The 23,954-nt window shown below is 61.7% G+C and carries 17 protein-coding genes and 2 riboswitches; of the genes, 10 read left to right on the forward strand and 7 right to left on the reverse strand.

From position 1 onward, the window contains the following. Window positions 1–4: 4 nt before the first annotated feature. Window positions 5–1,786, reverse strand: coding sequence for a GGDEF domain-containing protein (locus tag GSQ73_RS00925; RefSeq protein WP_158880015.1), 1,782 nt, complete (start codon window positions 1,784–1,786; stop codon window positions 5–7). A gap of 94 nt (window positions 1,787–1,880) precedes the next feature. Here GSQ73_RS00925 and dusB point away from each other — a divergent pair, with 94 nt between their 5' ends. The 7 genes from dusB to GSQ73_RS00960 all read left to right on the forward strand — a co-directional run bounded on the left by dusB (window position 1,881) and on the right by GSQ73_RS00960 (window position 11,345). After that, window positions 1,881–2,867 carry a tRNA dihydrouridine synthase DusB gene (gene dusB / locus GSQ73_RS00930; protein WP_158881642.1) on the forward strand — a complete coding sequence of 329 codons (987 nt, stop codon included), beginning with the start codon at window positions 1,881–1,883 and terminating at the stop codon, window positions 2,865–2,867. 74 nt (window positions 2,868–2,941) lie between these two features. Beyond that, a riboswitch (cobalamin riboswitch) is annotated at window positions 2,942–3,153 on the forward strand. A 191-nt stretch (window positions 3,154–3,344) separates the two neighbouring features. After that, window positions 3,345–5,639 carry a 5-methyltetrahydropteroyltriglutamate--homocysteine S-methyltransferase gene (gene metE, locus GSQ73_RS00935; protein ID WP_158880017.1) on the forward strand — a complete coding sequence of 765 codons (2,295 nt, stop codon included), beginning with the start codon at window positions 3,345–3,347 and terminating at the stop codon, window positions 5,637–5,639. 193 nt (window positions 5,640–5,832) lie between these two features. Continuing rightward, the gene (metK, locus tag GSQ73_RS00940; RefSeq protein WP_158880020.1) at window positions 5,833–7,032 is read left to right on the forward strand and encodes a methionine adenosyltransferase; all 1,200 of its coding nucleotides are present in this window, start codon (window positions 5,833–5,835) and stop codon (window positions 7,030–7,032) included. 180 nt (window positions 7,033–7,212) lie between these two features. Then, a complete protein-coding gene (locus tag GSQ73_RS00945; protein WP_158880023.1) occupies window positions 7,213–7,842 on the forward strand; it encodes a CDP-alcohol phosphatidyltransferase family protein in 630 nt (209 codons plus the stop codon). Beyond that, a complete protein-coding gene (locus GSQ73_RS00950) occupies window positions 7,839–8,438 on the forward strand; it encodes a lysophospholipid acyltransferase family protein (RefSeq protein WP_158880026.1) in 600 nt (199 codons plus the stop codon). The genes GSQ73_RS00945 and GSQ73_RS00950 overlap by 4 nt, the downstream gene beginning before the upstream one ends. A 29-nt stretch (window positions 8,439–8,467) precedes the next feature. Beyond that, entirely contained in the window at window positions 8,468–9,415 is a 948-nt protein-coding gene (locus GSQ73_RS00955; RefSeq protein ID WP_158881644.1) for a phosphatidate cytidylyltransferase, read from the forward strand. A gap of 46 nt (window positions 9,416–9,461) precedes the next feature. Continuing rightward, window positions 9,462–11,345: an ATP-binding cassette domain-containing protein gene (locus tag GSQ73_RS00960; RefSeq protein WP_158880029.1), complete on the forward strand. Its 1,884-nt coding sequence runs from the start codon at window positions 9,462–9,464 to the stop codon at window positions 11,343–11,345. A 30-nt stretch (window positions 11,346–11,375) separates the two neighbouring features. On the opposite strand, the gene GSQ73_RS00965 is transcribed toward GSQ73_RS00960, so the two are convergent. Genes GSQ73_RS00965 through GSQ73_RS00975 form a run of 3 tightly spaced genes read right to left on the reverse strand, consistent with a single transcriptional unit; the run spans window position 11,376 to window position 15,555 of the window. Next, window positions 11,376–12,635 carry a HupE/UreJ family protein gene (locus GSQ73_RS00965; protein WP_158880031.1) on the reverse strand — a complete coding sequence of 420 codons (1,260 nt, stop codon included), beginning with the start codon at window positions 12,633–12,635 and terminating at the stop codon, window positions 11,376–11,378. Continuing rightward, window positions 12,632–13,942, reverse strand: a complete 1,311-nt coding sequence (locus GSQ73_RS00970) for a hypothetical protein (RefSeq protein WP_158880034.1) — start codon at window positions 13,940–13,942, stop codon at window positions 12,632–12,634. The genes GSQ73_RS00965 and GSQ73_RS00970 overlap by 4 nt, the downstream gene beginning before the upstream one ends. Before the next feature lie 53 nt (window positions 13,943–13,995). After that, the gene (locus GSQ73_RS00975) at window positions 13,996–15,555 is read right to left on the reverse strand and encodes a DUF4331 domain-containing protein (RefSeq protein ID WP_158880037.1); all 1,560 of its coding nucleotides are present in this window, start codon (window positions 15,553–15,555) and stop codon (window positions 13,996–13,998) included. 362 nt (window positions 15,556–15,917) lie between these two features. Between GSQ73_RS00975 and GSQ73_RS00980 the strand changes: the two genes are divergently transcribed. Both GSQ73_RS00980 and GSQ73_RS00985 read left to right on the forward strand, forming a co-directional pair. Then, a complete protein-coding gene (locus GSQ73_RS00980; protein ID WP_158880040.1) occupies window positions 15,918–16,547 on the forward strand; it encodes a glutathione S-transferase family protein in 630 nt (209 codons plus the stop codon). Between the two features lie 4 nt (window positions 16,548–16,551). Next, window positions 16,552–16,863, forward strand: coding sequence for a GIY-YIG nuclease family protein (locus tag GSQ73_RS00985; RefSeq protein ID WP_254063230.1), 312 nt, complete (start codon window positions 16,552–16,554; stop codon window positions 16,861–16,863). Here GSQ73_RS00985 and GSQ73_RS00990 read toward each other — a convergent pair. Both GSQ73_RS00990 and ppc read right to left on the reverse strand, forming a co-directional pair. After that, window positions 16,853–17,350, reverse strand: a complete 498-nt coding sequence (locus GSQ73_RS00990; protein WP_158880043.1) for a DUF3828 domain-containing protein — start codon at window positions 17,348–17,350, stop codon at window positions 16,853–16,855. The genes GSQ73_RS00985 and GSQ73_RS00990 overlap by 11 nt on opposite strands. Before the next feature lie 11 nt (window positions 17,351–17,361). Continuing rightward, window positions 17,362–20,070: a phosphoenolpyruvate carboxylase gene (gene ppc, locus GSQ73_RS00995; RefSeq protein WP_158880045.1), complete on the reverse strand. Its 2,709-nt coding sequence runs from the start codon at window positions 20,068–20,070 to the stop codon at window positions 17,362–17,364. A gap of 97 nt (window positions 20,071–20,167) precedes the next feature. Beyond that, a riboswitch (S-adenosyl-L-homocysteine riboswitch) is annotated at window positions 20,168–20,264 on the forward strand. 37 nt (window positions 20,265–20,301) lie between these two features. Between ppc and ahcY the strand changes: the two genes are divergently transcribed. Then, on the forward strand, window positions 20,302–21,744 hold the full coding sequence (ahcY, locus tag GSQ73_RS01000) for an adenosylhomocysteinase (protein ID WP_158880049.1): 1,443 nt from the start codon (window positions 20,302–20,304) through the stop codon (window positions 21,742–21,744). A gap of 252 nt (window positions 21,745–21,996) precedes the next feature. On the opposite strand, the gene GSQ73_RS01005 is transcribed toward ahcY, so the two are convergent. Continuing rightward, on the reverse strand, window positions 21,997–23,934 hold the full coding sequence (locus GSQ73_RS01005) for a peptidoglycan-binding domain-containing protein (RefSeq protein ID WP_158880051.1): 1,938 nt from the start codon (window positions 23,932–23,934) through the stop codon (window positions 21,997–21,999). Window positions 23,935–23,954: the final 20 nt, after the last annotated feature.

Here is a 23,954-nt window from a genome sequence, read left to right on the forward strand (position 1 = left end):
GGGATTACTGCAGCAGGGAACTCGCGACCACGCGATCGCGCCCGTAGGACTTGGCCGAGTACAGCGCCGCGTCGGCGGCGCGCATCCAACTGCTGAGGTCGAAGCAGCGCTCGCCATCGAACAACGCGACGCCGATGCTCACTGTGATGTTGGCGGCAGGAACGCCAGCCGGCATCGGTAGTGCGGCAACACCGGCGCGCATGGTTTCCGCCAGGCGCAGGCCCGCAGAAGCACCCAGACGCGGACCCAGCACGGCAAACTCTTCACCGCCGATACGCGCGACATGGCCGATGCCGTCGACCGCGACGCTCAAATAGTCGGCAACCATCGCCAGCACCTTGTCGCCTTGCGGATGGCCGGCGCTGTCGTTGATGCGCTTGAAGTGATCGAAGTCGATCAGCATCAGCACATGCGGTTCGCGCAACACGCGGCCATCGCCCAGCAAGCTCGACGCGCGCTGCATGAACGCACGGCGGTTGTCGATACCGGTGAGTGAGTCACGCAGCGCCTGCACGCGCATTTCGGCAGCGTAGCGACGTTGCGCACGCAGCAGCAGGAACAGCAGCACCGCAATCAAAAGTGTGGCGGCGGCGACACCCTTGGTCACAAGGCTGACCAGTGCCTCGCGGCGCAGGCTTTCGTTGTGTTCGGCCGCTTCCGCGGCGGCGGTCTTGAGCGCCATGTTCTGCAGATTGTTCTGGTGCTCGAGGTTTTCGATGCGCAGTTCCTTTTCGCGTGCGGCGTAGCGCGATTCAAGCGAACTGACATCGGCGCGCTGCGCAGTCGCATTGCGTTCGCCGAGAAGGCGGATCACTTCGCGCGCGTCCACCAGCGCCTGTTGCGGATGGCCGGCTTTTTCGACCAGCTGGCTGCGCACGTCGAGCAGGTCGGGAACCATGCCGTCCATGTGTGCCGCGCGCGCATCGGCCACGGCGGCGCTGATGGAAGCGAGCGCCGTTTCGGATTGGCCGAGCGCGGCGTAGTCGCGTGCGATGTCGGTGCGCGAAATCAGCGCATCGCTGAGCCGACCGGTGGCCTGTTCCTGCGCCAGTGAAGCTTGCGACAGCGACAGCGCTTCCTTCACGCGACCGAGCTTGAGATACATCTGCGCCATGTTGTCGCCAACCATCACGACCATCTGCTGCGCGCCCAGGCTGGCGAAGTGTCGACGCGAACTTTGATCAAGCCTCACCGCTTCGTTCGGTTGATCGAGGTTGCCGTAGTTCACCCCCTGGTCGCTTTCCGATTCGGCCAGCCCCCAGTTGTCACCCAGGGCACGATAGGCGTCCATGGCCTGCTGGCACAGTGAAAACGCGCTGCGCGCTTTTTCGCTCATCGCATAGGCATCGCACAGGTTGTACTTCGCCCATGCGCTCACGTCCGCATTGGTATCGCCCTGCACGGCGGCTGCAGCGCGCAAGGCCTCGCTGATGCCTTCGCCGGTGCCGCTGGCGATCAGGTGACGCGAACGCAGGAAACCCGCGGAAGCCGCGGCCAGATCGTAGTGACGCGCAGCGGCAAGGCTGTCCAGCCGAAGTTCGGCTTCGGCCAGCGCCGTGTTGTCGTTGATGTTGACGGCGGTGACGCCGAGCAGCCACAGCAGATCGCGCTCCTGTCGCGGCGTGGCTTTGTCGCCAAGGTGATCGAGCTGCTGACGCACGTCGGCAATAAGCCCCTGCGGGTCACTTTCGGTGCGGTAACGCAAGGTGTCGCGCGCGGACATGGGGCCGTCGGCACGCGCCAGCGTGGCCACGAGACAAAGGCAGACAACAAGTATTCCACGCATGGGCATCCTCCTGATGAACCTTGCCGAGGACTATGCAAGGCCCGGGCCACAGGCCTTTCCAGCTCCGCGATATGCCGCCGGCTACAATGCCGGAATGCGCATTGGCCCTTACATCATTGATCCACCGGTGGTTCTCGCGCCCATGGCCGGGGTCACCGACAAGCCGTTCCGGCTGCTGTGCAAGCGGCTGGGCGCAGGCTTGGCCGTATCGGAAATGACCAACGCCGACCCGCGGTTATGGCACACGCGAAAATCGTTGCAGCGAATGGATCATGTCGGCGAGCCCGAGCCGGTGAGCGTGCAGATCGCCGGCTACGATCCGGCGATGCTGGCGGAGGCGGCACGTTTCAACGTCGCCAACGGCGCGCAACTCATCGACATCAACATGGGTTGTCCGGCCAAGAAAGTCTGCAACGTGTGGTCCGGTTCCGCACTGCTGCAGGATGAGCCACTGGTCGCGCGCATCGTCAAGGCCGTGGTCGATGCAGTCGACGTGCCAGTGACGTTGAAAATCCGCACGGGCTGGGATCGACAAAATCGCAATGCGCTGAACATCGCGCGCATCGCCGAAGACAGCGGCATCGCCGCGCTCGCCGTGCATGGCCGCACACGGGCCGACAAATACGAAGGCGATGCGGAATACGAAACCATCACCGCGGTCAAGGCGGCAGTAAACATTCCGGTGCTCGCCAATGGCGACGTCGACACGCCGCAGCAGGCGCGACGCGTGCTTGATATCACCGGCGCGGATGCGTTGATGATTGGACGTGGTGCGCAGGGACGCCCGTGGATCTTCCGCGAGATCGCGCATTACCTTGCGACCGGCGAACCGCTTGCAGAACCAACGCCCGCCGAAGTCAGCGAGATTCTGCTCGGCCATCTCGAACAGCTCTATGCGTTTTATGGCGAACAGGCCGGCGTGCGCATCGCGCGCAAACACCTGGGCTGGTATGCGAAAGATCGCCCAGAGAATGCGGCATTCCGGCACGTGGTGAACCGCGCCGAATCCGCCAGTGAACAACTGCGGCTGACCCGCGATTACTTCGCCGCGCTCGCGGCCGGCGAATGCCTGGCCGCCTGAGCAACACCACGCTTTCCGAAAGACATCACGCCATCGCCGCGCGCCAGGCGTTTGACTATGGACGTCCATACGTCTAAGTTGCGCTGGCTGATGGTACGTCGTTCGTTCATGCAGATGATCGAGCGACCTCAAGGGAAGCCGGTATCAATCCGGCGCTGCCCCGCAGCGGTATGTGGAAACGAACTCCGTCACACGCACTGGGTGCTCGCATCCGGGAAGCGGCGGAAAGTAGGCACGAGGAAGACGTCCACGAGCCCGAATACCTGCCTCAGCCGGAAGCGCCCATGCGTTTCCGTCCGACCTGGCGTTTCCGCGGGGGAACACCGAGCTTGCGTCTGGCTGCCCTCACGGTCACGGCGTCGACTCCTTTTTGCCCCGCGGAAAATACCGGTTCGCCCGCGGGGGCGAAGGTCAATGATCCGGCATTGCGCCGGCTTTCCTTCGTTCCTCTTTGCCCTTCATGCAAGAGGAATATCCATGTCACTCGTTACCTGTTCCGGCTTTCCGCGCATCGGCATCAAGCGCGAACTCAAACGCGCGCTCGAATCACACTGGCGTGGCGAAACCGACGCTGACGCTTTACTCGACACCGCGCGCACCTTGAGAAAACGACACTGGCGCCTGATGGCGGACGCCGGTGCCGATGTCGTGCCGTGCAACGACTTCAGCCTGTATGACCACGTGCTGGATACGGCCGTGCTGTTTGATGTGATACCCGAGCGCTACCGGCCGGTTTTTTCCGAAAACACTTTGGACGGCTATTTCGCCATGGGGCGCGGACACAAACGCGGAGGCCACGACCTGCATGCGCTGGAGATGACCAAGTGGTTCGACACCAACTATCACTATCTGGTGCCGGAGCTTTCGGCGAACCAGCGTTTCGCCCTCAACGGCGACAAGCCGCTGGCGGAATATCTCGAAGCGCAGGCGGAAGGTCATCGCGCGCGACCGGTGCTGCTTGGTCCGGTGTCGTTTCTGCTGCTATCAAAAACCGTCGACGGCAGCGATCGACTTGCATTGCTCGATGCATTGCTCATGCCGTACGTCGACTTGCTCGGACGCATGGCAGACGCCGGCGTCGACTGGGTGCAGCTGGATGAGCCGTGTCTTGTGCTCGACCTTGACGATGACGATCGTGCTGCCTATCGCCATGCTTACACGACGCTCGCCGCAGCGCGTTCGCCACACGTGTTGCTCGCCAGTTATTTCGGCGCGTTGGACGCCAATCTTGCATTGGCCGTGTCGTTGCCGGTGGCCGGTATGCACGTCGATCTGGTGCGCGCGCCGGCGCAACTCGATGCCGTGCTCGATGCATTGCCCGCAGGCTGGGTGTTGAGTGCGGGCGTGGTCGATGGCCGCAATATCTGGCGAAGCCATCCTGATCGCGTGATGCCTTTGTTGCGCAAGGCGCATCCGCGACTCGGCGACGAGCGTTTGTGGATCGCGCCATCGTGCTCGCTGCTGCATACGCCGATCGATCTCGAACCCGAGACCTCACTCGATCCACCGCGACGCGCTTCAATGGCATTCGCGCGCCAGAAAATCGAGGAGCTGCGTGTTTACGCCGACGCACTGGCCGGGCAGCCCGAAGCCGAGGCTGCGCTCGTCGCGCAACAGGTGTTGCTGGATGCACAAATGCAGGCGTCGGGCGTGGCCGATCCCGCCGTGCGTTCGCGCCTGCGTTCGCTCGGCGCGCAGGCATCGCTGCGCCGTTCTGGCTATGCGGCGCGTCGAGCCATCCAGTCCCAGACGGTTCCATTGCCGCTGCTGCCGACCACCACGATTGGTTCCTTCCCGCAGACCGACGACTTGCGCAAGGCGCGCGCGGCCCATCGCGCCGGCCGACTTGACGACAACGCTTACGAGCAGTTGCTGAAGGATGAAGTGGAACGTGTCGTGCGGTTCCAGGAACACATCGGGCTGGACGTCCTCGTGCATGGCGAGCCGGAACGCAATGACATGGTCGAATACTTCGGCGAGCAATTGGACGGCTATCTGTTCACCAAGCTCGGCTGGGTGCAAAGCTACGGTTCGCGCTGCGTGAAGCCGCCAGTGATCTGGGGCGATATCGCCCGTCAAGCGCCGATGACCGTGGCGTGGTCGAGCTACGCGCAGTCGCTCACCGGCAGGCCGATGAAAGGCATGCTCACCGGTCCTGTGACGATGCTGCAATGGTCGTTCGTACGCGACGACCTGCCGCGCGAAACCGTGTGCCGGCAGATCGCGCTCGCCTTGCGCGACGAAGTGCGTGACCTAGAAACGGCCGGCCTCCACGTGATCCAGATCGACGAACCGGCTCTGCGCGAAGGCTTGCCGCTACGTCGCGCTGACTGGCCGGTCTACCTCGCATGGGCGGTGGAATGCTTCCGCATCACGGCCGGCGGCGTACGCGACAGCACGCAGATCCACACCCACATGTGCTACTCGGAATTCAACGACATCATCGAGGCCGTGGCGGCCATGGACGCCGACGTGATCTCGATCGAAACGAGTCGCTCGCGGATGGAGCTGCTCGACGCCTTCGTGCGTTATCGGTATCCCAACGGCATCGGCCCCGGCGTCTACGACATCCACTCGCCGCGCGTACCCGATTCGGCGGAAATGCTCGACCTGCTGCACAAGGCGCTCGACGTGCTGCAGCCTGAGCAACTGTGGATCAACCCCGATTGCGGCCTGAAAACCCGCGACTGGCCTGAAGTGGAACAGGCACTGGGCCACATGGTCGCCACGGCCCGACAACTTCGCAGCACGCTAGCGGCCAGCGTCGGATAATCGGATCGTCGAAACGGCTTCGATCGGCGCGCCACCACCGATCGAAGCCCACCGACGCGATAGCCGTCCAGACGTGAACGCGTCCGTAACTCCAACGACATCTCTGCCGCGTTAGGCTGCAAATCCGGACCCGGGCCTGTATGATGCCGCGTTTGTTGTATCTCTCTATCCGCACGAAAGGATATATACCGCGATGTCCAACTACCTGTTCACCTCCGAATCGGTCTCCGAAGGCCATCCGGACAAAGTCGCCGACCAGATTTCCGATGCCGTGCTCGACGCGATCATCGCGCAGGACCCGCGTGCGCGCGTTGCCTGCGAAACGATGGTGAAGACGGGCGTGGCGATCGTCGCCGGCGAAGTCACCACCAGCGCGTGGATCGACCTGGAAGCGCTGACCCGCAAGGTCATCGTCGATATCGGCTACGACTCCAGCGAAGTCGGCTTCGATGGCGAGACCTGCGGCGTGCTCAACCTGATCGGCAAGCAGTCGCCGGACATCAACCAGGGCGTGGACCGCAAGAATCCGGAAGACCAGGGCGCGGGCGACCAGGGCCTGATGTTCGGTTACGCGACCAACGAAACGAAGGACATGATGCCGGCGGCGATCTACTACTCGCATCGCCTCGTCGAGCAGCAGGCCAAGGTGCGCAAGAAGAAGAACTCGCCGCTGCCGTGGCTGCGCCCGGACGCCAAGAGCCAGGTCACGCTGCGCTACGAGAACGGTGTCGCCACCGCGATCGACGCCGTGGTGCTGTCGACCCAGCACGATCCGGACGTGAAGCAGAAGCACTTGATCGAAGCCGTGCGCGAACACATCCTCAAGCCGGTACTGCCGGCCAAGTGGCTGCACAAGGGCACCAAGTTCCACATCAACCCGACCGGCAAGTTCGTGATCGGCGGACCGGTGGGCGACTGCGGCCTGACCGGCCGCAAGATCATCGTCGATACCTACGGCGGCTGGGCCCGCCATGGCGGCGGCGCGTTCTCGGGCAAGGATCCGTCCAAGGTCGACCGCTCTGCTGCCTACGCGGCACGCTACGTCGCCAAGAACATCGTGGCCGCCGGCATTGCCGACCGCTGCGAAGTGCAGGTCAGCTATGCGATCGGCGTGGCGCACCCGACGTCGATCTCGGTCACCACGTTCGGCACCGGCAAGATCAGCGACGAGAAGATCGAGAAGCTGATCCGCAAGCATTTCGACCTGCGCCCGTACGGCATCCTGCAGATGCTCGACCTGATCCACCCGATGTACCAGCAGACCGCCAGCTACGGTCATTTCGGTCGCACACCGGAAAAGGTGAAAGGCCCCGATGGCAAGAGCTACACCACGTTCTCATGGGAACAGACCGATCGCGCCGAGGCACTGCGCAAGGATGCGGGGCTGAAGTAAGCCTCCGCTCGACTTCACCGAAACGGGCCGCCAATGCGGCCGTTTCTTTTTTGTCGCGCCGCTATGCGTATCGCACTGAAGACAGCGCGAGCACGCGCACGACTCAGCACGCAGCGAGCACGATATCCATCGAGCGCGCCGTAAGTTAGTGTGAGCAGGTCAACGCAGCGATGAGACATCATGGACGAATCCAATCGACGGCCGATCGCTGCGCGCAGCGCCGGCTGGGCTCGACGCAGCGCAGCCGCGCTGGCACGTTCGCGGATCACGCCGAACAAGATTTCGGTCGCCAGTGCCGTGTTCGCGGCTGTCGGCGCAGCCCTGCTCGTGTACTGGCCAACCTGGGCTGGCTTCGTGTTGTGCGCGCTATGCGTGCAACTGCGACTGGTCTGCAACCTGCTCGACGGCATGGTGGCGATGGAGGGCGGCAAGAAGTCCGCAGTCGGCGCGTTGTACAACGAGTTTCCGGACCGCGTCGCGGATTCGCTGCTGATCGTCGCGCTGGGTTATGCCAGCGGACAACCGTGGCTGGGCTGGCTGGGAGCGCTGCTGGCGGCGCTCACCGCCTATGTCCGACTGGCGGGCGGCAGCCTCGGACAGACCCAGGATTTTCGCGGACCCATGGCCAAGCAACATCGCATGGCGGTGTTGACACTCGGTTGCCTGATCGGCGCCGTCGAAAGCGCCTTTACCGGCACCCGGTGGGCGCTGCTGATCGCCGCTGCATTGATCGTTGGCGGTTCGGCGTTGACCTGCGTCACTCGCACGCTGCGCATCGCCGAACGGCTACGCAACGGAAACGTCGCATGATCACCTCAACCTTGCTGGTAGGGCTGGTGCGTGCGCTGGTTGGTGCACACGGTCGCTGGATCGGTTGCGCGCCGTCATCGGCGCAACGCATCTACTTCGCCAATCATTCAAGCCACCTCGACACGCTCGCACTTTGGGCGGCGCTACCAGCCAAACTGCGGACCGGCACGCGACCAGTAGCCGCCCGCGACTATTGGGGTCACGGCGGAATCCGCGGCTTTGTTGCCGACCACGGTTTTCGCGCGGTCTATCTGGATCGTGATGCGAGCACGCGCGACGGCGACCCATTGCAACCACTGATGGATGCGCTCGATGCCGGCGATTCGCTGATCATTTTTCCCGAGGGCACACGCAGTCAGGAAGCGCTGCCCCAGGCGTTCCGCTCCGGCCTGTTTCATCTCGCACAGCGCTATCCGAAGGTGGAACTGGTGGCGGTTTATCTGGATACGCTGCATCGAAGCATGCCCAAGGGCAGCCTGTTGCCGGTGCCTTTGACCTGCACCGTGCGCTTTGGTCGATGCCTGCAATGGCGGGCTGGCGAAGACAAGGCAATTTTTCTGGATCGCGCGCGTTCGGCCGTGGTGGAACTGGCATGACCATCCAGACAAGTTCGACCAACGTATCCATGCAGCAGCTTTCGGCCCAGGGGAAATTCTGGTGGGTGATGGGCGGCGTGCTCTCGTTGTTACTGCTCGCCAGCGCCATCGGCTGGTGGCTACATCGGCGCGCCGCGCCGGACAAGCGCGAGGTGATCGACAACCTCAACATGCGCATCCGCGCCTGGTGGGTCATGGTGGCCGTGCTGTGCGGTTGCTTCCTGCTTGGGCGTGTCACCACGCTGGTGTTTTTCGCAATGGCGTCGTTCTTCGCATTGCGTGAATTCACGACGCTGACGCCGACCCGTCGCGGCGATCACCTGCCACTGGTGGTGTGCTTTTACCTGGCGATCCCACTGCAGTACTGGTTGATCGGCGCAGACTGGTACGGGTTGTTTGCGATATGCATTCCCGTTTACGGATTCCTGTTGTTGCCGGCACTCACCGCGTTCACCGGCGACATCGAAAATTTCCTCGAACGCAGCACCAAGATCCAGTGGGGACTGATGTTGACGGTCTACTGCATCAGCTACGCGCCGGCGGTAATGCTTCTGCATATTCCCGGCTACGAGGGTCAAAGCCTGCTGCTGATGCTCTATCTGTTGCTGGTGGTACAAATCAGCGACGTGCTGCAGTACGTGTTCGGCAAGTTGTTCGGAAAGCACAAGTTGGCGCCAAAGGTGAGTCCATCGAAGACGATCGAAGGCCTGGTCGGTGGTGGGTTGTCGGCCACCGCGATCGGCACCGCGCTGTGGTGGATCACGCCGTTCTCGCCACTGGGCTCGGCTGGCATGTCGTTGATCATCGTGGTGTCGGGCTTCCTCGGCGGGTTAGCACTCTCGGCGGTCAAGCGCAGTCTCGGCGCCAAGGATTGGGGCACCATGATCGAAGGCCACGGCGGGATTCTGGACCGGCTCGATTCGGTGTGCTTTGCGGCGCCGATCTTTTTCCACGTCGTGCGCTATGCGTATGCGTAGGCCACCGCGGCGACAGTGATGCTTAGCCTGCCGCTACAATAGACGAATGTCTCTTATCCAATTGCAACGCGTCGACTTCAGCATCGGCGGCCCACTCCTGCTCGAACATGTCGATCTGTCGATCGAGGCGAACGAGCGTGTCTGCATCGTCGGTCGCAACGGCGAAGGCAAATCCACGCTGATGAAACTGATCGCCGGCGAGCTGCATGCCGACGACGGCGAAGTGCGGGTGCAGAACGGCGTGGTCGTCGCACGCATGGCGCAGGAAGTGCCGCAGGGCACCGCCGGCAGCGTGTTCGACGTGGTCGCCGAAGGGCTGGGTGATCTTGGCCATCTACTGGCGCGCTATCACCACTTGTTGAACGAGCTGCACACGCCGGCCGATTTCGAGGCACTGGGCGAAGTGCAGCATCAGATCGAAGCGCAGCATGGCTGGGATCTCGATCGTCGCGTCACCGAAGTAATCACCCAACTCGAGCTCCCCTCGGAAACCGATTTCGCGGCACTTTCCGGCGGCATGAAGCGGCGCGTGTTGCTGGCGCAGGCGCTGGTACGAAAGCCTGACGTGCTGCTGCTGGACGAGCCGACCAACCATCTCGACATCGAGGCAATCGGCTGGCTCGAAACATTCCTCAAGCAGTTTGCCGGCAGCATCATCTTTGTCACGCATGACCGCAGTTTTCTGCGCGCGCTGGCCACGCGCATCGTCGAGATCGATCGTGGCGCGCTTACCGACTGGCCAGGCGACTACGACAATTATCTGCGCCGCCGCGAGGAACGCCTGCACGCCGAATCGCAGGCCAATGCGCTGTTCGACAAGAAGCTCGCGCAGGAGGAAGTGTGGATTCGCCAGGGCATCAAGGCGCGCCGCACCCGCAACGAAGGTCGCGTGCGTGCGTTGAAGGCACTGCGCAACGAGCGCGCCGAACGGCGCAACCTCACCGGCAACGCGAAGATGGCGGCAGCCACCGGGCAGTCATCCGGCAAGAAGGTCATCGACCTCGAACACGTGCACCAGGCCTACGGCGGCCGCGTGCTGATCGACGACCTCACCACGACGATCATGCGCGGCGATCGCATCGGCATCATCGGCCCGAATGGCGCGGGCAAGAGCACGCTGCTGAAAATCATGCTGGGCGAACTGAAACCGCAGGGCGGCGAAGCGGTGCTCGGCACCAGCCTGCAGATTGCGTACTTCGATCAGCATCGCCTGCAGCTCAACGATTCGCTGAATGCGCTGGACAACGTGGCCGAAGGCCGCGAGTTCATCGAACTCAATGGTCAGCGAAAACACATCATCGGCTACCTGCAGGATTTCCTGTTTTCGCCGGAACGCGCACGTTCGCCGATCACGCGACTCTCCGGCGGCGAACGCAACCGCTTGCTGCTGGCCAAGCTGTTCGCCCAACCGTCCAACCTGCTGGTGATGGATGAGCCGACCAACGACCTCGACGTCGAGACGCTCGAACTGCTCGAGGAATTGCTGACCGACTATCAAGGCACGCTGTTGCTGGTGTCGCACGATCGCGCGTTCCTCGACAACGTGGTGTCCAGCACACTGGTGCTGGAAGGCAACGGTCAGATCGGCGAATACGTCGGCGGCTACACCGACTGGTTGCGCCAACGTTCCGTCGCACGCGGTCCGGTATCTTCTGCACCGGCCAAACCAACGGTCGTGTCGAGCAGCAATGCTTCGAGTACGGTGGTTGCGAAGCGCAAGCTCAGCTTCAAGGAACAGCGCGAGCTGGAACAGTTGCCGCTGCGCATCGAACAGCTCGAAAACGGCATCGCCGAGCACGGCGACGCGATGGCCGAAGCCGATTTTTTCAAGCAGGAAAGTGCGGCGATCACACGGGCGAACGAAGCGTTGGCGAAGATGCAGGCCGAGCTCGATCAAGCCTACAAGCGATGGACCGAACTGGACGGCTAAACGCTTTCAGGTCTTCGCCCTTCAATTCGATCACGCAGGAAGAAGCGCGCTGAAACCGGGAATCAGGATGTCGAACGCGCGCTGCACGAACCAGCCTGCGGCGATAAGGATGATCAGCATCGATACCCAGCGCAGCAGCGTCACCTGATAAAACCGCGTTTTGCGCAGCAGATACGCAAGCGGCAGGAACGCCAGCACGATCGCTTCCTGTCCGATCTCCACGCCAACACTGAAGCCGCCGAGTGATGCGGCCATTGCACCGGCCGGCAGCTGCAATCCACTCAGCGCACTGGCGAATCCCAGGCCGTGGATGAAGCCGAAGGCGAAGGCGATCAGCCACACGCGCTTGTTGATCAACGGATACACGTTGTTCATGGCTGCCAGCATCACCGACAGCGCGATGCCGGATTCCACCAGCCGACTTGGCACGTGCACGTAACCCAGCACAGCCAGCGACAGCGTGATCGAGTGCGACAGGCTGAAGGCCGAGACGATCTTGATCACGTCGACGCATGCCGGCCAGAAACTCGCCACCGGTTCCCATCGATAACGTGACGCGCCAGGCGAAAGCGCCATCAACGTGCCGGTACTTTCGGCGATCGCAGCGTACGCGCGCAAGCCGCCGCCGCGCTTGTCCGTGCGACGCATGATCAAGACTGCCGGCAGCAGCAGCGAGAGCAGAAAAAGAATGTGATCGATGCCGGTCCAGATGTGCCAGATACCATCGGTGACGAAACTCTTGAACTCGCCCCAACGATCCGGCTCACGCAGATTCAGGCTGGCGACGGGACTGCTCGGTCCCAGCACCGCGCCCGCAATCTTGTCGCCCGCGTGGATGGTGACGATGCCGCGATGGTAGGGATCGAGGTCGTACATCAGGCGGTAATCGATCGTGAGCTTGCTCGGAATGTTCTTGTCGCAAACCGCATCGAACAGGATCACTACATAGGCGCCGTCCGTATGCTCGTCGATGCGCTGATCCGTGGGCTGCATATCGCAGGTGAGTCCGTCGCCCCTGACCGTCATTCGTGTGAGCGCGTAATCCTCGATCGCCGCGCGCCGCGCGCGCACTTCGCCCCAGGTGATCGCGCCATCGTGGTTCGTGTCCACGCCGATGGCGTAATCGAGATCGCGCAGGGCGATATCCCATTGACCATGCATCAGATGATCGTTTTTTACGTCGGTGCGCAGAGTCACATAGGCATCGCTTTCCTTGTGCGCCAGCGCGCTCAACGGCATCAAGCCGATGGCTAACACGAACAACGCGATCAGCCAGCGGCGCGGATTCATCGTGGGCTCCTTCTGGTTGAATCAGGCGCAGATGTCACGGGAGCCGACAGCGCTGCAGTCGAATCCTTCGACGCCATCGCTTTCAACTGCACGACCAGCGGATCGATCGTGACGTCGGCGAGATGCGTGCGATCGATGAAATCGAGCGCCGGCTTGGCAGCTGTAGCGTCATTCGCGACGAGCGCCGCTTCCAGATAGACACGGACGTCCTTCGGCGCGCGTTGTTCCTTCCAGTTTTGTTGAGCGAGAGCGAGCGCCGTCTTCGGATCGTGCTCGACATGCAACAGATAGCTGGCCTCTTCGCGCAGGAACACGTGATCGCCGCGTTGATCCATCGACTGGAACCGCGCATTCATTTCGGCGATATCCGCTTTGGCCTTGGGCAGTGCCAGCACTTTCTCCGCGGTGACCCGCACGAGGAACGACGTGTCGGACTGAGTGTCGTTGCCGACCAGGTTGATCGCATCGCGTGCGCGATTCTGGTCGATCAGGAATTCGCCGTAATCAGCCAGCAGGAAATTGTCGCCCGGCGTCCACTGCAACGCTTTCTTGAAATGTGCATCGGCCAGATCGGCGCGGCCCATGCGCGCTGCGGTATCGGCCAGCAAGCCCTGGATCCACGCATTGATCGCCGACGGGGCTTTCGGACCCGGATCCTGCACGTACGAAAGCAGTGCATAAGCCTGCGCACTTTCTCCACTGAGACCACGCAGTGACGCGCTGCAGATCATGCCCATGAAATTGCCGGCCTCGTTGGTGAGGTCCACACACAAGCGGTTGGCCAGATCGTGATCGCCCTGCACCATCGCGACTGTCGCCAACGTCAGCAGCGCCTGCACGTTCGTGGGATCGCGCTTCAGGACTTGCGTGAGTTCCTCGCGCGAAGCCTGAAAAAAATGGCGACTCTGCTGGATGGTCGCGTGCACCAGCATCACCGGAACGGGCGGCGTGGACGACGCCATGAACGGCTCGATCACTGCCATTGCGCGACCAAGATAGCGGGCGTCGCCGGTCGCCCGGCCGTAGTCGATGTATGCCTGCGCCAGCCGCACGGCTTTGGTCGCATCGTGCGGATGCGCATTGAAATCGTTGCGAAGCTGGTCGAACTGGCGCACGCGTGGGTCGGTTGTCGGAGGCACGAGTTGCAGCACCACCGCATCGTTTGCCGGCGTGTACGGCGTGGCCCGATCGGTTTGTGCGGCAAGCGCCAGCGGCAGCATGAGCCACGACATCAGAAAAAGATGAAGCACACCGCGACTTGCGCCGCGGCGTGCTTCGGTGGATCGGCCTTCGTGTTGATCGTTCATGGTGAGCTACTCGAAGGCTTCTTGTTGCAACAGTTCAATCACGGTGTCGCGGGTTACTTCCGGTTGGCGCGAGCACTGGCCGATGCCGGCGCGGCACTCACCGATGCATTGACGGAACCCGGAACTGGCGTATTGAGGTACGGGAAATGATCCATGTACGTATCCGCCGCGTTCTCGCTGCCGGTGACATTTTCGGTCGCGAGAGTTGGCCCCGGTGAACGCGCGCCATCGGTATAAGCCGCACCGTGGTTCGGGTCGGCCGTCTGATCTCCGCAGGTGCCATACGCCGTGCTGCAGATCGCGCCTTCCACCACGCGAAGCGCGATGTCGACCACGTCGTCATAGGGACGACGACCGTTCGGGAAGCCGGCCAGATCACCGCCGAGCACGCCAAGGTCGTTCTGCTGCGCAGGCGCGGTGGCCGGGATGCCGGTGTTCAGGCGCAACTCTTCCGACGCCGTGACCGTCTTGGGTTTGTTGAGGCCCGGCAGACCAGTGAGGAACGCGCTGACCAGATCGTTGCGTGGTGCGTGCGGCACGACTGCAGCGTTGCCGAACAACACGTTGAGCAACACCGGCAGCGTCGGGTTGGTGACGTAGCTTGCGAACTGGCCATCGGCACTCGGCACGCTGCCGTTGAACATGTCCTTGTCCTTCAGACCGATCACCAGCTCGTTCACCAGCGGCGAACCCAATCGGGAAACCTGCGTGTAATTTTCGGCGAAGAAATTATTCGCCTTGTAGTAATCCGACTGCGTGCCGGTCTGGCTGAGCACCCAGTTGTTCTGCACAAACGAAGTGGTCCATGCGCCGACGACGGGATCGTTGGAGCTTCCGCGCAGGCAGGCCACCGGCACTTCGAGCGCCAGCGTGGTCACGTTCTTTTCAGTGAGTGCATTGCTGGTTGAATCACGCGCGCCCAGCGGGTTGAGATTCACCAGATCGAAGATCGCGCCGAGGTCGGCCACGAAACCATCCTTGCGCTGGCCGGCGAACAGGCGACCCGGTGTGGCGCAACCGGGGATATTGACCGTGTAGACGTACTTGTTCGCGTACGTCTCGTAATCAGCCACAGACTTGTTGCCGATGTTGTCCATCGGCTTGGTGAACGTGTCCGAGCCGCCGACGGTGTTCGTCACCGAACCGCCGGGCGATGCGCCGCCGTCCCTGACCAGTTGCACCTTGTATGTCTGGGTCAGATTGAGGTTGCTCTGGTCTGCGGCAGAGAAGGCGCCGATGTTGATCAGCGGCACCGTGGTCGGCGTGCTCGCGCCGGTCGGCACGGCGAGCTTGTTGTAGGTGTTGGTGAAGGTGAAGCGGAAGGTCATGTCCGACTTCGCGTCGCCGTTGTTGTCGATGCGGAAATCGTAGACCGCGCGATCGCTCATCGCGTGGAAGTTCGGACCGGCGTACGCGTCCTGCAGCGGGTTGTAGTTGGCAAGCAAGGTGACGTAGTTGGTGCGGTTGTGCTCGTAGCTCATGAACATGTAGAAGTCGCTGGCATCGAGCTGGGGCATGGTGCTGATGAAGGGCGCCTCGCGATGGCTGGATGCCAGCGCGATGGTTGGTATCAATCCGAGCAGCAGAACGATCGGTTTCAATTTCAGTTTCATGAAGAATTCCTGGACGCGCATGAGATGACTCGATTCCGCAATGCGCGTTCCGGCTCGATGCTGGACTGTGCGCTTCACGGCTCCCTGAAGCGGATTCCATTCATGGTCAGCTCGACGACAAGGCAACTCTCCGCCCTAGGAAAAAGGCGGCCCGATTTGCGCTGATATCGTCGATCCCTCTCCCGACCTGCCTCCTGGCGACTCGTATGGAGGTACGCGATCGACCGCAAGCCCGGATGCAACGGGGGTTGTGAAGAGTTCAGTGTTTGTTCACTTTCGCGCTGCCGAGCGATTCGGCTCCATCCACTGCCCGGGAGACGGCAGCCCTTATCATCCGCAGACCCCGCCTATGGAATACGCGCATGTACAACCTCTACTACAGCCCCGGCACAGCCAGCATGGTCGTGCACCTGACCCTGCTCGAAGGCGCGCTGCCGCACGCGCTCGAACTCGTCGATGTCGACGCCGGCCAGCAACGCAGCGCCGAATACCTCGCACTCAATCCACGCGGGCTCGTACCGACGCTGGTCGTCGACGGCGCTCCGCACAACGAGGCTGCGGCCATGACCATGCTGCTTGCGGAGCGGCATCCGGAGCTGGGTCTGGCGCCGGCACCTGGCAGCATGCAACGGCCCGACTATCTGCAGTGGATGTTTTATCTCGCCAACTCGCTGCAACCGTTTTTCCGGCACTGGTTCTACGCCACCGAATACGTGGCCGACGCGCCCGACACAGTGAAGGCAGTCGCGCGCGCGGGCATCGAGGCATGCTGGTCGTACCTCGAAGCGCACCTGACCACGCACGGCCCGTACATGCTCGGCGAACGCTTCAGCGTGGTTGATCTCTATGTACTGATGTTGATGCGCTGGTCGCGCAACATGCCACGTCCGGCTACCGATTGGCCGCACCTGGCGCGCTTCGCGAGCTTGATGAAGGCGCGGCCGTCGTGGCGCCGGCTTTGCGAGATCGAAGGTCTCACCGAGTGGGCGTGAGCGGGTGATCGGAATTCCCGATCCGCCATGCACGACTGCGTGGGCCGTCTACCTGCTCGAATGTGCCGACGGTCGTGTCTACACCGGCATTGCACGCGATCCGCATGCCCGTTACGCGAAGCATCTTGCCGGCAAGGGCGCGCGCTTCACCCGATCCAATCCGCCAACGCAATTGCTGGGATGGGTGTGGGTGGACGACAAGGGCGCAGCGTTGCGGCTGGAAATCGCCTGGAAGAAACTGCCGCGCGTGGCACGCATCGCGGCGTTGCGGGCTGCCGTGGAAACGGCAGCCGATCATCAAGTACTCAGTGCCTGACGAGCTTGATGTCCTTCTCAAGCCCTTCGCGCAGGCTGCCTTCGCTCGACATCACGTCGAACACACGCCAGCCTTTCGGGGAATGAAGCAACAATAGATGGAGTGTCTGGTTCTCACCAAAATTGCGGAACGATACCGTGGCATCAAGCCGATGTTTGCTGGTCGGTTTGATGCCGATTTTCACATCACGAATATCAAAATCCTGACAATCACAAAGCGGGTCGGCGTCCATATATCCGACATAACCGTCTCCGGCTGCCTTCTGATCGGCAGCCATCAGCGCCAGCAACGAAGTTTCGTAAACGTCCGAATCTTTCAACACGTCATTCGGAACGCCTTTGTCATTCTCATGATAGTTCGCGTAAATTCCCCGAAGGAATTTTTCGGCAGCCGCGCTATTCGGCGCGCGCGATGCCGGCGCATCCGCCGCCATCGTCATGCCAGCGTTGAACAACAAGCACAGCGCCAGCGTTGCGAACATTTTCATGGTCGTCATCCTTATCCGGTGTTTTCCAGCCCCTGCGAGACGCCATTGACGCACGCCACCAGCGCGCGGAGAAGTGCATCGTCTTCGCCGTTGCCCGCGCGCCAGCGTTGCAACAGGTCGAGTTGCAGCAGGCTCATCGGATCGACGTAAGGATTGCGCAAGCGGATCGATCGCGCAAAACGTGGATCGCCTTGCAGCAGGTCGTCGACGCCCTTGAGCTTGAGCACCCAGCGGCGCGTGCGTTCGAATTCGTCGCGGATCATGCCGAAGAATTCGTCGTGCAATGGGCCCGAGAGTTTGGAGAAGGCTTCGGCGATGTCGAGGTCGCACTTGGCCAACACCATCTCGACGTCGTCGAGCATGTTGCTGAAGAACGGCCAGTCGCGCGCCATCTCCACCAACGCGTCCTCACCGAATTCTTCCGCACCGTTTTCCAGCGCGCTGCCGAGCCCGTACCAGCCGGGCAGGATCGAGCGGCACTGCGTCCATGCGAACACCCACGGGATCGCGCGCAGATCGTGCACGCCGCGCATGCTGCGACGACTCGCGGGACGCGAGCCAAGCGTCATGCGCTCGATCACATCGATCGGCGTCGCGGTACGGAAATAATCGACAAAATGTTCGTGATCGACGAAGGCGCGATACGCTTTGCGGCTGCTCGCCGACAAGAAGGTCATCTGCTCACGCCAACGCTCTTCGCGCGGTTCGACATCGCGCGGACGCAATGACGCGCGCAGCACCGCGCCAACGGTCTGTTCCAGATTGCGCAGCGCCAGCGCGCGAATGCCGTATTTGCGATGGATCACCTCGCCCTGCTCGGTCACCCGCAGCATGCCGGCCACCGCGCCACGGGGCGACGACATCAAAGCGGGCGTGATGCGCGCACCGCCACGACTGGCCGAGCCACCACGGCCGTGAAAAAACGCCAGCTTGATGTCAGCCTGCTGGGCGAGTTCGAGCAACTCGACCTGCGCGCGCTGCAAGCCCCAGCGCGAAGCCAGCGTGCCACCGTCCTTGCCGCTATCGGAATAGCCCAGCATCACCCATTGGCGATGACCACGTGCTGCCAGGTGATCGCGATAGACCGGATCGTCGAGCAGCGCGCGCAAGGTGGCCGGTGCGTTCCTGAGGTCGTCGACGGTTTCGAACAGCGGCGCGACATCCAGTGGCACGACGTTGTTGTCGTCCACCAGGCCGCCATGACGCGCGAGCGCCAGCACCGCCAGCACGTCGGCGGCGGATCGCGCCATGCTGATGATGTAGAGCCCAACAGCATCCACGCCATGCTGGCTGCGCGCGTCCTGCATGGCGCGAAAAACCGCCTGCATGGTCGTCGCACTTTCGTTGCTCTCGCCGGTAAACTTTTTGCTTTCGCTCGCATACGGTTGCAGCCGTTGCGTGCGATCGGCGGCATCGCGTTCCGCCCAACCTTCATCGTTCAACAGCGCAGCCAAAGCTTCGTCGTGCACCCGCGAATCCTGCCGCACGTCCAGCCGCGCGAGATGGAAACCGAACGTGCGCACGCGACGGATCAGGCGTTGCACGGCATAGGCGCCGGCGTGCAGGCCGAGATGATCGAGCAGGCTGGTGGCGATCAGTTGCAGGTCGTCGAGCAATTCCGAAACAGCCGTATAGCCTTCCGGATGATTTTCCTCGCGCGTGGCTTCGAGCCGGGCGTTGACCAGCGTGAGCAGGCTGCGATACGGCATGTCGGCGTGACGCGGGCGAACCTGCCGGGCGGCTTCGGGAAAGCGCGAACGGTAATCGTCCAACCGTTGCTGCAAGCCCGGATCGACGGCGACGCGGCCTTCGGTCTGGCTGAGCAGGCGCGCGAGTCCGGCTACGTCGGAAATGTAATGTTCCAACACGTGGGCGCGCTGCGTGGCAAGGCTGGCGGCGATCGTGTCCGCCCCGACATTCGGGTTGCCGTCCATGTCGCCGCCGACCCATGTGGCAAAGCCGAGCACTTGCGGCAGTTTGGTGGTCACGCCGTAGACGGACTGCAACGTTTCGGCCAGCGACTCGTAGAACGCCGGCACGATGCGATAGATCGGGTTGGCGAGATAGAAGCCGACGTGATGGTGTTCGTCCTGCACGGTTGGCCGTACCGGTGATGCTTCCGCTGTCTGCCAGCCGGACGATAGCGCCATGAAGATGCGGTCGTCGTCTTCCTTGCGCTCCTGCGGCGTGCGATCGCGGTCGAAGCCGTCGATCAGCGAGCGCACGATGGCCTGTTCTTTTTCCAGCAGCGAGCGGCGCACGGCTTCGGTGGGATGCGCGGTGAACACCGGCTCGACCCACAATTTGCCGAGCCAGCCGAGCAATTCCTCGGCGCTCACGCCTTCGGTTTTCAACTGGCCCAGCACGTCGAGCAACGATTCGGGTTGCGGCGCGCCGTCTTGGCGCTGGTAATCGCGGCGGCGGCGAATGCGATGCACGCGCTCGGCGGTGTTCACTGCCTGGAAATAAGTGGCAAAGGCACGTGCCAGCGCTTCGGCATGTTCGGCGTCGAGGCCCGCGAGCGAATCGGCAAGTTCCTCCACTGAGGCGCCTTCGCGACGGCGACGGATAGCCGCCACGCGCACCTGCTCCACGCGATCGAAAAAGGCCTCGCCGCCTTGCTCGGCCAGCATGCGTCCGACCATCGTGCCGAGCCGGCTGACGTCCTCGTGCAGGGGTTTGTCGTGCGCCAGGATCTCGGCTTCGCGATGTTCTTGCATGCAGTCACTCCGTGGTTGAGACGAAGGCCCAGCGTAACCAATCGGCCGTGACGAGGCATCCCTTCGCGCAAGTCGCTACAATAACGGTCTTGTACTGCCCGCCGAGGGGCGCTGCGACCGTTGTGATTGCGGGTTCACCGCGATGAGAACGGCCAGGCTCGGCGCGGCACGTTCCACAACGGCGCCCGGTTGTTTTCACGCGAAGTTCCTTCGCACCGACCGGAGATATCCATGAACGCTGTCACCAAAGAAACCAACGCTCCCGACTATAAAGTCGCCGACCTCTCGCTCGCCGACTGGGGCCGCAAGGAGCTGGACATCGCCGAGCACGAGATGCCTGGCCTGATGTCGATCCGCAAGAAACACGCTGCCACGCTGCCGCTGAAAGGCGTTCGCGTGACCGGTTCGCTGCACATGACGATCCAGACTGCCGTGCTGATCGAAACGCTCAAGGATATCGGCGCCGACGTGCGCTGGGCTTCCTGCAACATCTTCTCCACGCAGGATCACGCCGCCGCCGCGATCGCAAAAACCGGCACCCCGGTGTTCGCCTGGAAAGGCGAGTCGCTGGAGGAATACTGGGATTGCACGCTCGACGCGCTGTCGTTTCCCGATGGCAAAGGCGGCTTCCTCGGCCCGCAACTGGTGGTCGACGATGGCGGCGACGTCACCCTGCTGATCCACAAGGGCTACGAGCTGGAGAACGGTTCGAAGTGGGTGGACGAGAAGGCGTCCTCGCATGAGGAACAGGTAATCAAGAACCTGCTCAAGCGCGTGCACACCGAGCGTCCGGGTTACTGGCACACCGTGGTCAAGGACTGGAAGGGCGTCTCCGAAGAGACCACCACCGGCGTGCATCGCCTGTACCAGCTGGCCGAAGCGAAGTCGCTGCTGATCCCGGCGATCAACGTCAACGACTCGGTCACCAAGAGCAAGTTCGACAATCTGTACGGCTGCCGCGAGTCGCTGGCCGATGGCCTGAAGCGCGCGATGGACGTGATGCTCGCCGGCAAGGTCGCGGTGGTCTGCGGCTACGGCGACGTCGGCAAAGGTTGCGCGCATTCGCTGCGTGCGTACGGCTCGCGCGTGGTGGTCACCGAGATCGATCCGATCAACGCGCTGCAGGCGGCGATGGAAGGCTTCGAAGTCAACACCGTCGAAAGCACGCTCGGCCGCGGCGACATCTACGTCACCACCACCGGCAACAAGGACGTGCTGACGCTCGGCCACCTGAAGTCAATGAAGGACCAGGCCATCGTCTGCAACATCGGCCACTTCGACAACGAGATTCAGGTCGACGCGCTGAACGAGATGGCTGGCGTGGAAAAGATCAACATCAAGCCGCAGGTGGACAAGTATGTATTCCCCGATGGCCGCGCGATTTTCCTGCTGGCTGAAGGCCGCCTGGTCAATCTCGGCTGCGCCACCGGCCATCCGAGCTTCGTGATGTCCAACTCGTTCTCCAACCAGACGCTGGCGCAGATCGACCTCTGGGCGAACAAGGACAACTACGAGGCCAAGGTCTATATCCTGCCGAAGAAACTGGACGAGGAAGTCGCGCGCCTGCATCTGGAAAAGATCGGCGTGAAGCTGACCACGCTCACCAAGGAACAGGCCGGTTACCTCGGCGTGGCAATTGAAGGCCCGTACAAGCCGGAGCACTACCGTTACTGAGTCGCGTATCGGCTCGTGGTGAAAACAAACGGGCGCCGAAAGGCGCCCGTTTTTGCCTTGATGGATTCCACGGGGATTGTTTCGGAGGCGCGCTTGAAAAAACAGTGGTCCTTTTGAATAACGGGATCAGCCCAAGCCAGCAGCGGCCTACCGCACGGCTGAGCCTGATGTTGGCGAGGTAGCGGGAACGGTGGGAACGCCACTGGCGTGGAAGCATGCCCTCGAATGTTCCGCAACAAAGACGCGTGGCGTTCAGTGCAATGGCCCGCCAGGCATCGGCCCTTGTGGCAGTTGCTGATTGGCCTGCGCGTTCTGCGCTTGGATCTGGCCCATCATCTGCGCCTGCTGCTGGTCCTGTTGCTGAATATGCTGGATGGACTGCTGCGGCTCGGGTGAAGGAGTTTTCAAGTCGACGGTGGCCGGCGTAGCCAACATGCTCGATCCCTGGAACGACATTTGTCCACCGGCTCTGTCGAAATGGATCGCACCAAGATTCCCGGCGGTGATCTTGTTTTCGTGGCAGGCGGCAGTGAATTGAAGCAGTCGATTATCCGAGGCGTCGGGAACGCGCGTCTTCAATTCGTTATATAGCGCGTAATTGGGGTTGAACGCGTTGCGCGGATCGTCCAGAGCCGGTGCGCCAACGGCCAACGAGGACATGGCAGACACACTGGGCAATGGCCCGGAACCATCTTGCCTGAGCGGTTGCAGGTCAGCCTGCACAGCCCGTTGTGTGCTCGGGCCGGCTTGGCCGACTTCGGGCAAATGGTGATCGTGCTGGAAAGTCTTCACTGCGTCCCGAGTGGCCGCGCCGAACTTGCCATCGGGTGCGCGTAAGTTATCGAGATAACCCAGTTCGCCGAGCTGCGCTTGCAACTTTTGGACTTGCTCGCCGTGCATGCCCTGACGCAATACACCAGCCTCATGGTGAGCCGCCGGTTGGCTGTGGCTATGTCCCGAGGGACGCACCACATGCAGCAGGCTGTGTGTTTCGCCATTGCGCGCAATGTTGATATCCAACGTATGATCTTTGTTGTACGACAAAGCAATCTCATTGCGCGAAAATTCGGACCACTGGCCATCCACAAAAGCGCGACCCTGGCCGTTCTTGTCCCACTGCACGAAGTCATTGCCTTCAGAGTAAAAGCCGCGCGAGTTGGAGCTAGAAGGATCACCGTAGTTATGCGAACCGCCTTTCTCCAAGGCATAGACCAAGGCGCGCCCCTGGTCCGGCTGTACAAAAAGACCTTTCACGGTGGCGTATTGATCGGCTAAATGCAGCTGCTTCGGGTCTTTATCTACTTGCGTGGGATCGACCAAGGGATTGGCCATCACCGCCTGCCACGGTCCGCGCATAGCATTGGCCTGACTGGCGTTGCGCAGGGCGTTGAACGCTTCAGCCCCTGATATGGCGGCGTCGCGGCCCGTCTCCATGTAACTGGGTTTATCCGGGTGTCTCCGGTCTCTTGGATAGGTGTCGATCGCCTTGCTGATGTCGTCGAAACTAGTTATTTTTCCGTCCTCTATACTTTTAAAAATGTGTTTATCAGTCCATGCCGGACCTTGATTGTAAGATTTTGCTACGGTAGCAAATATTTTTGCTTGATCTTCCATATTTGCATTGTTGTAAAAATCAGATTCATTCAAGCGACCTGCGACGTTCCTCATTAAATTGTCGACCTGCTTAACATCTGTCCCATGCACAAAGCTCTTCCCGGCCTCAGTCGCCAGATAGTCATTAAGATGCGCCTTGAATGCAGACTCAATATCTTGGCCAGTGACCGGTAAAAGGCTATCTGGTATATGCTGGCCATGATGCTCTTCCATATATTCGTGATTATTAGCATCATAGTTCGGATCACGGACATGACGACCGTCTCGGCCAAGATCTGACGTAGCCTGAGCCTGCTGCTGATCGCTTAACACCCAATCCTTGTGATTGACCTTGGCCCAATCCTGAAATGAATTCACGAGTTCGCTGGCGACATCGGGCTGTGCACCCAAATCGGTTTGCATTTCCCCTATGGTATAACCACTGTTTCCAATCGGCTCCAGTGCTATCGAACCATCTCGATTATGAATGGTATTTCCACAATAGGTCGCCTTATAAGCGATATCGGATCCTTCCGTGCTTACGCCAATCGCGTAATAAGCCACTGCGCGCAGTTCGCCATCGGTCAAATTTGGCATAAATTACTCCTTGTTAAATT

Origin of the sequence: Rhodanobacter sp. L36 (assembly GCF_009765755.1) — a bacterium.
In the GTDB taxonomy this organism is placed as follows: Bacteria; Pseudomonadota; Gammaproteobacteria; order Xanthomonadales; family Rhodanobacteraceae; genus Rhodanobacter.

Excerpts from the sequence above, each read along its gene's own strand:
- GSQ73_RS00955 (WP_158881644.1), top strand. The coding sequence starts at position 8,468 with ATGCAGCAGCTTTCGGCCCAGGGGAAATTCTGGTGGGTGATGGGCGGC.
- dusB (WP_158881642.1), top strand. The coding sequence starts at position 1,881 with ATGCGCATTGGCCCTTACATCATTGATCCACCGGTGGTTCTCGCGCCC.
- GSQ73_RS00960 (WP_158880029.1), top strand. The coding sequence starts at position 9,462 with ATGTCTCTTATCCAATTGCAACGCGTCGACTTCAGCATCGGCGGCCCA.
- GSQ73_RS00990 (WP_158880043.1), bottom strand. The coding sequence starts at position 17,350 with ATGAAAATGTTCGCAACGCTGGCGCTGTGCTTGTTGTTCAACGCTGGC.
- GSQ73_RS00950 (WP_158880026.1), top strand. The coding sequence starts at position 7,839 with ATGATCACCTCAACCTTGCTGGTAGGGCTGGTGCGTGCGCTGGTTGGT.
- GSQ73_RS00925 (WP_158880015.1), bottom strand. The coding sequence starts at position 1,786 with ATGCGTGGAATACTTGTTGTCTGCCTTTGTCTCGTGGCCACGCTGGCG.
- metK (WP_158880020.1), top strand. The coding sequence starts at position 5,833 with ATGTCCAACTACCTGTTCACCTCCGAATCGGTCTCCGAAGGCCATCCG.
- ahcY (WP_158880049.1), top strand. The coding sequence starts at position 20,302 with ATGAACGCTGTCACCAAAGAAACCAACGCTCCCGACTATAAAGTCGCC.
- GSQ73_RS00980 (WP_158880040.1), top strand. The coding sequence starts at position 15,918 with ATGTACAACCTCTACTACAGCCCCGGCACAGCCAGCATGGTCGTGCAC.
- GSQ73_RS00965 (WP_158880031.1), bottom strand. The coding sequence starts at position 12,635 with ATGAATCCGCGCCGCTGGCTGATCGCGTTGTTCGTGTTAGCCATCGGC.
- ppc (WP_158880045.1), bottom strand. The coding sequence starts at position 20,070 with ATGCAAGAACATCGCGAAGCCGAGATCCTGGCGCACGACAAACCCCTG.
- metE (WP_158880017.1), top strand. The coding sequence starts at position 3,345 with ATGTCACTCGTTACCTGTTCCGGCTTTCCGCGCATCGGCATCAAGCGC.
- GSQ73_RS00945 (WP_158880023.1), top strand. The coding sequence starts at position 7,213 with ATGGACGAATCCAATCGACGGCCGATCGCTGCGCGCAGCGCCGGCTGG.
- GSQ73_RS01005 (WP_158880051.1), bottom strand. The coding sequence starts at position 23,934 with ATGCCAAATTTGACCGATGGCGAACTGCGCGCAGTGGCTTATTACGCG.
- GSQ73_RS00975 (WP_158880037.1), bottom strand. The coding sequence starts at position 15,555 with ATGAAACTGAAATTGAAACCGATCGTTCTGCTGCTCGGATTGATACCA.
- GSQ73_RS00970 (WP_158880034.1), bottom strand. The coding sequence starts at position 13,942 with ATGAACGATCAACACGAAGGCCGATCCACCGAAGCACGCCGCGGCGCA.